Here is an 11,508-nt window from a genome sequence, read left to right on the forward strand (position 1 = left end):
ATATGACCTTTGGAGTCGACTTCTTTTGGTTAAGCCACAAGGGGTTTCCATTTAAGGAATGATATTCACTGTGACAGCTTCTGGTTCGCAGTCCCGAAAGAATCTTCGGGGACACCAGCGTTATTAACTGAGGGATTGATCTTTTTCAGAAGGCAGCGATCGGGCAGTCTGACTCCATTTGTGAATGATCTTAATCAGCTCCTGCCTCTTTACAGGTTTGCCCATATGGGCATCACACCCTGCAATCAGACACATTGTCTGATCGATATTCATAACATTAGCCGTCAGGGCGATAATTGGGTGGGAGTATCGATTCTGCCTCAGGATTCGAGTTGCTTCCAGTCCATCCATTTCTGGCATCTGAATATCCATAAGGATACATGAGTAAGGAGAACCATTTTCGTCTTGCTCTTTCGCAAGGTGAATTGCGTCCAGTCCTGTGCCGGCAATATCGACCTGAGCACCTGCCTTTTCAAGAAAGTAACTGATCAGTTTCTGATTATCTGGAGAGTCTTCTGCCAGTAGAATTCGAAATCCGGACAATGCTGGCAGATTCCCGTTGAGGGTGAGAATTGGTGATTCGCTGTTCTTATTAATTGGACTGGCGGATTGATTAACAATTATTGGCTCATACAAAGTGAATCGAAAATGAGACCCCTGATTGACTGTGCTGCTCACAAGTTCAACACGACCATTCACAATTTTTGAAAGCCGGTCACAGATCGCCAATCCGAGTCCTGATCCTCCATAACGCCGGGATGTTGAGGAATCTGCCTGAGTAAATGTCTGGAAAAGCTTGTTGACGTGTTCTTCCGCAATTCCGATTCCGGTATCGATAATATCGAACTGAATCTCGTCTCGCTGATCGCTTACTGACTTTCTGACCTTGAGTTGGACACTGCCCATGTGCGTAAATTTGTAAGCATTGGATAACAGATTAATCAGGATTTGTCGCAATCGTGTAGGATCAGAAATAATGGTGACCGGCAGGTCATCGGAATATTCAACGGAGAAATCAATATTACCTGATTCGGCAATTGGTCGAACCAGTTCAATGACCTCATCGACCAGTTGTCGAATTTCGACTGGAATCAATTCACTTTCCATTTTTCCGGATTCGATTTTTGACAGATCGAGAATGTCGTTAATTAACGCCAGCAGGTATTTCCCATTGCGTTGAATCGTCATGATCCGTTCACAAGCTTCAGGAGCCTCGGTCTGCTCCAGTAGAATTTCCGAATATCCGATAATGGCGGTGAGTGGTGAGCGAATTTCATGACTCATGTTAGCCAGAAATTCGGTTTTTGCAGCAGCTGCTGCGTTTGCCTTTTCAGCCATCTGCAAACTGTGTACTGATTGTTCTTCCAGCTGCAAATTCAGGTCACGGAGTTTTTCTTTCCTTTCCATCACTAAGCTGAGTAACGATTCTGTCTCCTGGGCTTTTTCATTAAATACACATGCGGCTTTGGAAAGGAGTCCAAGTTCATCGTTACGCTCCTCATTGAGATTCAATTCGCAGGACTTTCCATTGGCAAGATCACGAAATGTCGCTGCCAGATTTTGAATGGGAGGCACAATGTCCCGACTGATCAGCCAGGCCGCAATGATTCCCAATAGAATTGTCGCAATAGAAAAGATATTACTGGCATTTGCAAATTGGCGGTTGCTAATACTCATATTTTCTTCGAGTGAGCTAATCCTTTGAGCTTGCTTCATGCGTGTGCTGGTTGCGAGATACTTCAGTTCCTCTGACTCCCCAGTCAGTACAACATTGACGAGATGCAGATAGCCACGCGTCGCCTGAATCATTTGAATGAGAGCGTTTTCATATTGATCGATCGAGTTGATCAAACTTTGAATCTGAGCGCTCAAGTTGTCAGCCGCGTTCTTGCCTGAACTCGTTAATATCGTGCGGCATTCATTTAATTCCGTTTTAGCTTTTCGAAAGTGTGAAGAATCTGGAGAATAAACAAATTTGAGTGTATTGAGCTTGGCAGCTTGAAAGGCGGCATTAACCGATTGCAGATCGAATTTCTGAGGAACAATTAGATCCAACTCAGAAATTTGCCTCTCAAACTGATCTCCAATATTCTTCAAATCAACATTGAGAAGCTTTTTGCGTTTTGCCCGGTCGACGATGACCATCTCAAAAATTTCCTGATGAGACAGTGCATGATTTCGCATTGACCGAATATCAGACTGTTCCTGAACATCTTCGGTTGCCAACTCAGCCTCGTCCAGCAATCTCGCCAGTTCGCGCTGCAATTCTCCTGTGCGGATTTCGGGACCTTGAAACCCGCTGAAAGTGTAAACCAGGATCTGTCGTTGCAGTTCACTTACGACACGATCAATTTCATCGTATCGGCCTACCTGCTGATGGATTTTCTGAGATTGCTGCAAGTTGTGGTCGGCTATCTCAAGCCCGATATGATTGAGCCAGACAATCGAAATATGCAGCATGAGTACGATAGTAAATCCGAGTGAAATTTTGGCGTTCACACTTTGAAGCGGATGTCGAATGATTTGATTCAGAAATTTCAGAATGATCACAGCTTGCTCCTAGGCCGTTAGAAATTCGTACCAGCGAACAAGACTGTATTCATAAACATCCATCACCGTATTCCATACGGCGACTCGGCTGAAGCGTTCTTCATATGATCCCCCATTCCTCTGCGTGTTTGCCGGCACAGCGATCTGGCCATCGATACCAGGTAAGTTGAATTTTGACACTTTGCCTTCATACCAGTAATCCCACTCGGGTTCTGACAGATAATCGCGGGCAAAATCCGGAACCGAAATGTAGTATCCCTGACGGGCCATATAAGCTCCTGCCCAACCCTGTAGCCACCAGTTGATATAGTCGTAGGCGGCGTCGAGTTCATAACCTTTTGTCTGCGAAGAGATGCAGAGCACTCCATGCCAGCCTCGATATCCTTCTTTTGGTGCGGCATAGGTAACCGGTATTCCCGAACCGTTGAGAGTGGAAACAGCTGGAGAAAACATGCTTTCAATCACAACCCGCCCGGTTTTCATAAAACGGACCGACTGCGGCACCGAACTCCAGATGCCATTGAAATGACCGTTGCGTTTGAGACGGATCAGGATCTCAAATAACTCATCAATTTCGTTCCGGGTCATATTGCCGATGTCCTGGAATTGAATCAGTCCCAGAGACTGTGCGGCAAGTGCCGCATCGAAAATTCCAATCGTCGGTTCATTGACAAGACCGACACGTCCAGAATGCTCTGGGGACAGCAACCATCCCCAGCTCTCGCTTTCGTAAGCGGTACCTTGTGGAATAAATTTTGTGTTATAGCCAAACGAATCCACATTATGCACATAAGGCAGAAAGCTGATTTGTGCAGTTGGATTCGCAGCAAGGGAACGATCCTGTTGAACATAAAGGATTTTATGAGGAGCATCTCCTGCTCCAATTGGCATGTCTTCCTGGAGTCTTCCCGTTTTGCTTAAAGGGTTGATCTGGCTCCACAACGGAATGCGTTCGATACTGATTGGTTGTATTGCATTGGCTCCCCAGAGCACGTTAATACTGTTCGACCATTGCTCGTAAACATCAAAACTCTCGGGCCTTGTGGACGCTTTTTGCAATACCTGTGCACTGCCTCGAGGTTCAAACAGGATCTTAATCCCCAAATCCTGTTCGGCTTTTCTGCGGATCTCTTCCTGCAAAGTGACATCGGTCCCTAGAACACGAATCGTCGTTTTCTCACGAGCATGAACAGCGGGGGGGCTGACTAACCATGAGGAGGTAGCGACTGCACTGGCCAATTTGCCGAGAAATACTCGTCGTGACGATATTCCCGAAGGCTGATTTTGTTTTTTGGATGGGCAATTCATTGATTTTGATCAGCCGATGGAATACTGAAATCGCTGACAAGTGATACGAGCGCGTCGTAGCAGCTTCAGAATATGTAGATGAAGACGTGTATAAATAGTTTCGGCAATTTTTTGCACGCTGGTGATCTCTGATCACGTAATTCCTTTAATTGAAATGATCGTAAAAATGATCACTTCAGGAATTCATCTCAAAATCGACAATAATTTCTTCGGTCTGATCTCACAGAAACCATCGAATTGAAAAGCTGACATTACGATGTATCGTTAAACCTCAGATTAATATTCACACCGTTGACGTCGTATCTCTCAAATGCATCCTCATGCAAACCGGCGATTCATTCAGATCAGGAATGAAATCCCAAGCTCAGCCAATCCAGTAAGCAATCCAACTATCGCTAGATGTCGTATAATGTGTGCCACTGCTGACTAAACCAGCAGTGTTGAAAACGATGTTGTGTTTCAGAATAAGACGACATTTTATGTTAGACAGATTACTACTGTATCTCTGATGTCTTTCAGGCTGCTATTGCGTCCCGGAAATATTGGGCTATCTCTGAGATTCCTGCGTTGTCTGTCCGTGAATTGGCTTCTCGGCAGACGCACAGTTGAGACTCGCGTCCGCAGCCGATAAAGTTGAGTCGCTATAAAAATTGGATTGCTGGACAGTTGTGCCTGCGATCTGCTGTTCGCAACCCCCTTGAAAGACGCCCTTGGAATATCTCATCCCTCATCACTGGTTTACTGATGCGAACTCGATTTTGCTGGTCATGTATGCGATTGGCGGACTCTATTTTCTGCAGATGGGAGCCGAGTGGCTGGTCGAGGGAGCCTCGGCGATTGCGTATCGACTCGGAATGCCTGAAGTTGTCGTGGGAGCAACCATTGTTTCTCTGGGAACGACTGCTCCGGAATGTGCGGTTTCTGTGCTGGCGGCTTTCAATGGAAATGCCGGGCTGGCATTAGGGAATGCGGTTGGTTCGGTGATTGCCGATACCGCATTGATATTCGGCCTGGGGTGTCTGTTAGTTCGTCTGCCCGCTGACAAATATATTCTCTCTCGCCAGGGCTGGGTGCAATATGGATCGGCCGTGTTATTGGCAGGGATCTGTTATTTTCAGTTTTCCCGACAGGGTGCTGAAGCAAGTATTGAACGATACTATGGCGTGATCCTGCTGGCTTTGCTGGCCGCTTACATGGTGATTTCGGTTCGCTGGTCTCGTCGTCATCCGAATGAAACGACGGCTCGTGTCTCCGAGAATATTGCCGAGCATGTTGAACCGGGCGAAAAGGTGCATGTGGCTGATGAACATGTCACAAAGAAAGGTCCGCTGGCGTTGTGGGGCATGATGATTGCCGGTCTCGTTGTGGTCATTTTCTCTGGGCATGTCGCCATTGAAGCCGCTTCGGAACTGGCCGTTCGGATTGGGATTCCTCAAGTGGTCATCGCGGCCACACTTGTTGCATTGGGGACATCGCTGCCAGAATTAGTGGTCGGATTCACGGCAATTCGTCGTGGGCATCCTGAGTTGCTCGTCGGGAATGTGATCGGAGCAGACATTCTGAACATCCTGTTCGTGACGGGAGCGGCTTCTTCAGCGGCCGCTCTGCCTATTATTGACTCAGCCGCCAAAGTTCCGGAAATATTCCTCTACCTGCACTTACCAGCGATGCTGCTGATATTGACCTATTTCCGCATCTGCATTTTCAAAGCGACGCGAGTTGGTCATTTCGATCGTTGGATGGGAGGACCACTGGTTCTCATGTATGTAGTCTATGTCGTGTCGCAGTTTGTGGTCAGCATGTAGTAATTGGTTACATTAAATCGTTTTAATTCAGGCTGTGCATGACGAAATCGACTAGAATGATCGTGACAACACCCGAGTCATGACTGACCCGGCTCGCCTGAAATATCGAATACAAAAATAATTACGAAACGGAGTTCATGATGGATATCGCCCTCAGCCCTAAACTTGCCGAACTGACAGCTCTCGACTGGCTGGTTCTGTTTGTCACTTCTGGAGACAATCCCAATCTTTCTGCAGTTGTACCCGATGAAGTCGCAGCGGTTGTCAAACGAGTAGCAACTGTGGGGGATTTGCCGAAAAAATCTGGCGAGACAAAGCCGTTGCTGGGACTGAGCGAATCACTCCCCAAGCGGATTCTGCTAGTCGGATTGGGGCCAGCTGAAGATGTCAAATCCTGCGAGCAGGAGCGGTATCGTCTATTTTCGATTGCTGCTCGTGCCTTATGTGATCAGCCAAAGCGAGAAGTGGCCTGGGTGCTGCCGGAAGTCAGCGGAGATCAGCTCGATGACTCTGAACAAATCGAACTGGCAGCGATGGCAATTGAATCGGGTGTGCAATCGCAGGCGGTCTATCAGCAGGAACTGAAGAAGCATCCTTATCAGAAAGTGACGCTCATTGGCAGTTCTGCCGGGGATGAAAAAGCAGTTGCATCGGGACGGGCGATGGGGCGAGCGATCAATCTGGCTCGAGATCTTATCAATCGGACCGCCGAGGAAGTCACGCCCACTGCATTTGCCAATCGAGCCTCGGCTGTCGCCAGTACGGTCGGCGTGACTTGTCAGATCTTCGATGAACCCCAACTCCGAGCAGAACGAATGAACTCGATGCTCGGCGTGGCGAGAGGATCTGATGAACCGCCGCGAATGGTGAAGCTCGAATATCAGGGCAATGGCGATGCCCCATTTATTGGACTTGTCGGTAAAGGAGTCACCTACGACAGCGGTGGACTCTCCATCAAGCCGACCGACAGTATGAAGACAATGAAATCGGATATGTCGGGAGCAGCCACGGTGCTCGGGGTGATGCAGGCGGTTGCCGAGTTGAAACTGCCCGTCAACCTGCGATGTTATATGGGTTTGGCAGAGAACATGATCAGCGGGAAGTCTTATCGAGTGGGCGATGTATTGACCGCTCGCAATGGCACGACCATCGAAGTTCTGAACACCGATGCCGAGGGGCGACTCGTGTTGGCGGATGTTTTATGTTATGCGGTTGATGAGGGAACATCCAAGCTGATCGACTTCGCCACATTGACCGGTTCCTGTGTGGTTGCTTTGGGAGAAGATTACACGGGCGTGTTCACGAACAATCAGGAGTGGTGTGATCAGTTGATGAAGTCAGCCGAGGCGACGGGCGAAAAGGCCTGGCAGATGCCGATGTGCGATTCGTTTAACGATCAACTCAAGTCCGACATTGCCGATTGCAAAAACGTCGGCACCCGTTGGGGAGGGTCGATTACAGCCGCCAAGTTCCTGGAAAAGTTTGTCTCAAATACGCCGTGGATTCACTGCGACATCGCCGGCCCCGCCTTCCGTACCGACAGCAAACCCGAACGCGAAGGCGGAGCGAGCGGGGTGATGATTCGCAGTGTTGTGAATCTGCTGAAAGCATATGCATCGTAAATCGTCAGCATACTTCCATACAGTTACCCGCAGTGCATCCAAAGCCACATAATGCGACATAACACCCTCTTTGGCCTAATCATTTTCAAGAGGCAGAAGGATTCAACCGGAACCTCGCGACGCTTCGGGTTCAGATTAGAATGCCCGAATGATCAGGATCAGTGCCACCCTGGTGCGGGTGAAGTTATTTCAATGACTGGAATAAATATCTGATTTATGTGCAATTTATTTATGCTTAGTAAGCTCATAAAATGCATTCATCGTAAACTTTTTAGAATTTACAACATCATCAAAATACGCAAGCATTACCCGTTTTTCATTTTCTAAAACTTTGTCCATTACTTTTGTATTGAGAAGATCAGAAGACTTTGGCCATAAATCGGATAAACGTCGGGAATATGGCCATCCAGCTTCTTCAGGACATCTCATTAACATGGCATGTTGCGAAGAGCATCCTATCCCTTTTGGATAATCAACTGACTGGACCGAATATGTAATACTATAAGTAACGGCACGGGGCTCATGGCAGAATGAAATATTTAATGGACTGCATGAGTATACAATTTGAGTATGCATTCTGTTGATTTTATTGCAGGTGATAGTGTATCCATATTTGGATACTAGGAATTCAAATTTTGAATAAACAGATTTCGCAAAGAATTCCTCTGAATGAAGATTTTCATTTCCGTTCATTGCCTCAATCTTTCAGGACTCAATGTTTTTGAATTTGCTGAACTCATCATACGCGGGTGGCCCCGAAAGATGCTTTTGGGGCGGCGCAGCCGTAAGATACTTCTTGGACAACTCACTCTCAATCTGAAAGCCTCTCATGGACTTCGTCCACCCAGATAGCGGAGCTATCTGGGCCACCCGCGGATCACTCGTGCTGTGGCGAGATGGCCCAGCCACCCAGCCAGGTAGGATTATGAATTCCTGATCGAATTAATAAATAGTGAAAGGTGCGTCCTGACGCACCCCACGACCTATGATCCCTGCTGGAAAACGGTTCTCAAGGTCCGCGAAGCGGGCCCTACTGCTACTCAAAATGGCCAGATCATTGGGATCAGTGCTACGCTGCAGCCCCAGAGGATGAGGCTTAGGGGGCCGCCGATGCGGAGGAAGTCGCTGGCGTGGTAGCCGCCGGGGCCGTAGACCATGAGGTTGGTCTGGAAGCCGTGCGGGGTGGCGAAGGAAGCGGCTGCGGAGATCATCACCGTGATCGCAAACGGCGTTGGGTCGACACCGAGGTTCACTGCGGCTTGTAATGCAATTGGGAAGACGAGCATGCCGGCTGCTTTGGCCGTGATGAGGTTCGTCATGAGCATCGTGATGCCATACACGACGGCCAGCACAGCCGTTGGTGAACTGCCCGCACTGTTGATCACGCTTTCGGCAACCAGCTTGGCGGCTCCGCTTTGTTCCATCGCTTCACCGAGTCCAATGCCTGCGCCAATGGTCACAAGAATTGACCAGTCGATACAGGTTCGGGCTTCCGAAGGACGAGTACAGCGGGAGAGGATCATCAGCATGGCCGCAAATAATGAGGCTTTCAACATGCCGAAGTTAAGGACGGTAGCGGTGATGATCATGATGCCGAGAATGATTTGTGCCATCCAGGCCTGTTCGTGCCGCAGAGGTGTCGAGTCTTCCACACGGCTGACCAGAAAGAAGTCGCGACTGTTGCGATGGACATCAGCAAAAGACGGATGAGCTTCGAGTAACAGAGTGTCGCCCGGCTGCAAAACGATATCTCCAATTTTCCCGCGGATGCGATGTCCGTTACGGGAAACGGCAATCACGACGGCATTGTATTGCGTGCGGAAATGGACATCGCGAATTGTCTGCTGGACAGCCGGGCAAGTGTTGGAAACGACCGCCTCAACCAGACAGCGTTGCGAGCGGGGACTGTCGAGTTTGAAGACCTGATTGGTGGCTGGTTTCAGGCCAGCCATTTTCTGGAGATCTTTGATCGATTCGACGACGCCGACGAAAATCAGGCGGTCCTGCACCTGAATTTTTCGATCAGGAGAAACGGCTGCGATCAACTCATCATCGCGCGAAATCTCGATCAAATAGAGGCCGGGCAGCGATCTTAGACCGGCATCGCCGATTGACTTGCCGATTAACGGGCTGCCGCTTTCGACAATCATTTCGATGGTGTATTCGCGAGGGTCATCAAACTGAGTTTCTGCGGAAACTCGTTCCGGCAGTAACCACGAACTGGTTAACAGGAGATAAATCAGTCCAATGATTGCCAGAGGAAGGCCGATCCAGGCGATCTCGAATAAGCCGATGGAATCGTAACCGGCCTGCACGAACCAGCCATTGAGAATCAATGTGGTACTCGTCCCGAAAATGGTACACATGCCTCCCAGAATGGTGGCGAAGCTGAGCGGCAACAGGAACCGGGAAATGGAAAACCCACATTTTTTTGACCAGTCATTCACGACAGGTAACAGCATCGCAACGACAGGCGTGTTATTGATAAAAGCCGACATGAATGCAGCCGGGAAGACGAGCCGAAGTTGGCCGACGAGAGCGGTTTTGGGGTGTCCCAATAAACTCTGAACGAAGCGATTGATTGCTCCGGTTTGATTCAACCCTTCAGCGACGACAAACAAAATCGCAACGGTAGCGAGTCCCTGGTTGGCAAATCCTTTGAGGGCACGATTGACATCGACAACATCGGCCAGCATTAGAAATGCGAGAGCACCAATCAGAATTAAGTCCGGGCCCAATCGCGATCGAATCATCGCAATGATCGAGCCCAGCACAACGAGCAGTGTCAGTCCTATCTCCCAGTTCATCCTGACGGGTTCCTCAATGCTTCAATGCATAGTTTCAATTGATGTTCAGATGTGAGATGGAAATTCAAACTCATTTAACTTGTTCCCAAGGGAGACCTTGGGAACAAGTTAAAGTAATAAAGTTACCGCTCAGGAAACGCCGACCGCTTTGAGTGCTTCAATAATCTGATCGTGACAGGCACCGTTGGAGACAACCACACCGCGATTGTTACTCAGTTCGGAACCCTGGCGAAAATCGAGTGGCTTGCCTGTGACGTCTGTCACGGTTCCGCCCGCTTCTTCAACCACCAGTACGCCCCCGGCATGATCCCAGATTTTCTCCTGATAGCCGGGGCGAGTTGGAAGTCGCAGATAAATATCGGCTTCTCCCCGGGCAACGACACAGTATTTTGCCTGGCTGTCGAGCCGCACAGGGTCTGCTGAGATTTGGAGGCGTTCAGCGACTTGAGCTGAGTGAGAGTGTGAACTGTGTCCCGATTCGACCGATTCACACAAGACCATTTCAGAGGTCGCGGTTCTTGAACTGACTTTAATCGATTCCGGATTCCTTAATGACGCTATCGGGCGAGCAGTCGCCCCTTGCCCGCGAATGGCTGAAAAAACTTCGCCCTGAATCGATTCCGGGACATCATCCACGGTGGAACCCAGATTAGGACAGCCGACAGCGGCAACGGTCACTTCACCATTGACGATCAACGCCAGTGAAATTGCGTATTGTCCCTTGCGGAGAAATCCTTTGGTGCCATCGATCGGGTCGAGCGTCCAGAAACGATCGCAATATTCTTTTTGTGAGCAGCGATCAATCCAATGAAAGATCTGCTCGCTTGTCGGATGCAATCCCAACACAGCCATTTCTGCATGAATGGCGTTCAGGAAGTTCATCTGGTCCGGCTGCTTCAATTCGGAAGCATCTTCTTCGCCGATAATGGGATCATCGGGAAATGCTTCTTCCAGAATGCGACTGACTAATGCCTGTGAACCGAAGTCGGCAATTGTGACTGGGCTTTTATCGCTTTTTTCCAACACATCGGGAGAAATTTTCCCGTTGACGGAGCAACACAATTCCGACGCATGGGACACGGCTCGCAACGCAAATTCCAATTCGCGTGAATAATCTGCTGACATCCTAACTCCTCAACTCTCAAGCCTGACTGCATGTAAATGATTAATAAAATCAGCAGTACTATAATCCAGTGACTGGCAAATGTCTTTCGTACACTTCGGGAATGCCTGATTCTTCGGGGAAAATGACCCGTTCCTTAGAATTTGAGAGTCAATTTGACTTCTGATTTGACCATCAGCTTTTAAGCTGGGTAAGATTGGCTGTAATTGATGCGTTCCACGGTACACAAAACTTAATGCCTCATCGTCTAAGATGGACCTTGATGAGGCACTTCAAATTTTCAAGGAAGTTTC

General features: G+C 48.7%; 7 protein-coding genes. 2 read left to right on the forward strand and 5 right to left on the reverse strand.

Annotated elements, in window-relative coordinates; translation table 11 throughout:
• Positions 1 to 123: 123 nt before the first annotated feature.
• Positions 124 to 2,550 (reverse strand): ATP-binding protein, encoded by a 2,427-nt coding sequence (locus Pan54_RS21740; RefSeq protein ID WP_146505557.1) that lies wholly within the window; start codon positions 2,548 to 2,550, stop codon positions 124 to 126.
• A gap of 9 nt (positions 2,551 to 2,559) precedes the next feature.
• Positions 2,560 to 3,858, reverse strand: coding sequence for an ABC transporter substrate-binding protein (locus Pan54_RS21745; protein WP_146505558.1), 1,299 nt, complete (start codon positions 3,856 to 3,858; stop codon positions 2,560 to 2,562).
• 710 nt (positions 3,859 to 4,568) lie between these two features.
• On the opposite strand from Pan54_RS21745, the gene Pan54_RS21750 reads away from it, so the two are divergent.
• Complete coding sequence (locus Pan54_RS21750; protein ID WP_146505559.1) at positions 4,569 to 5,663, forward strand: sodium:calcium antiporter; 1,095 nt, start codon at positions 4,569 to 4,571, stop codon at positions 5,661 to 5,663.
• Between the two features lie 137 nt (positions 5,664 to 5,800).
• Positions 5,801 to 7,285 (forward strand): leucyl aminopeptidase, encoded by a 1,485-nt coding sequence (locus tag Pan54_RS21755; protein WP_242631394.1) that lies wholly within the window; start codon positions 5,801 to 5,803, stop codon positions 7,283 to 7,285.
• 225 nt (positions 7,286 to 7,510) lie between these two features.
• Here Pan54_RS21755 and Pan54_RS21760 read toward each other — a convergent pair whose 3' ends face one another.
• The 3 genes from Pan54_RS21760 to Pan54_RS21770 all read right to left on the reverse strand — a co-directional run bounded on the left by Pan54_RS21760 (position 7,511) and on the right by Pan54_RS21770 (position 11,217).
• A complete protein-coding gene (locus tag Pan54_RS21760; protein ID WP_146505560.1) occupies positions 7,511 to 7,978 on the reverse strand; it encodes a hypothetical protein in 468 nt (155 codons plus the stop codon).
• Between the two features lie 347 nt (positions 7,979 to 8,325).
• On the reverse strand, positions 8,326 to 10,092 hold the full coding sequence (locus Pan54_RS21765) for an SLC13 family permease (RefSeq protein WP_146505561.1): 1,767 nt from the start codon (positions 10,090 to 10,092) through the stop codon (positions 8,326 to 8,328).
• A 129-nt stretch (positions 10,093 to 10,221) separates the two neighbouring features.
• Complete coding sequence (locus Pan54_RS21770; RefSeq protein ID WP_146505562.1) at positions 10,222 to 11,217, reverse strand: 3'(2'),5'-bisphosphate nucleotidase; 996 nt, start codon at positions 11,215 to 11,217, stop codon at positions 10,222 to 10,224.
• Between the last annotated feature and the right edge of the window lie 291 nt (positions 11,218 to 11,508).

The sequence above is a fragment of the Rubinisphaera italica genome (genome assembly GCF_007859715.1).
Classification (GTDB): Bacteria; Planctomycetota; Planctomycetia; order Planctomycetales; family Planctomycetaceae; genus Rubinisphaera; species Rubinisphaera italica.

Bases quoted from the DNA above. Each gene is read 5' to 3' on its own strand.
- Pan54_RS21760 (WP_146505560.1), bottom strand. From the start codon at position 7,978: ATGAACGGAAATGAAAATCTTCATTCAGAGGAATTCTTTGCGAAATCT.
- Pan54_RS21765 (WP_146505561.1), bottom strand. From the start codon at position 10,092: ATGAACTGGGAGATAGGACTGACACTGCTCGTTGTGCTGGGCTCGATC.
- Pan54_RS21755 (WP_242631394.1), top strand. From the start codon at position 5,801: ATGATGGATATCGCCCTCAGCCCTAAACTTGCCGAACTGACAGCTCTC.
- Pan54_RS21770 (WP_146505562.1), bottom strand. From the start codon at position 11,217: ATGTCAGCAGATTATTCACGCGAATTGGAATTTGCGTTGCGAGCCGTG.
- Pan54_RS21745 (WP_146505558.1), bottom strand. From the start codon at position 3,858: ATGAATTGCCCATCCAAAAAACAAAATCAGCCTTCGGGAATATCGTCA.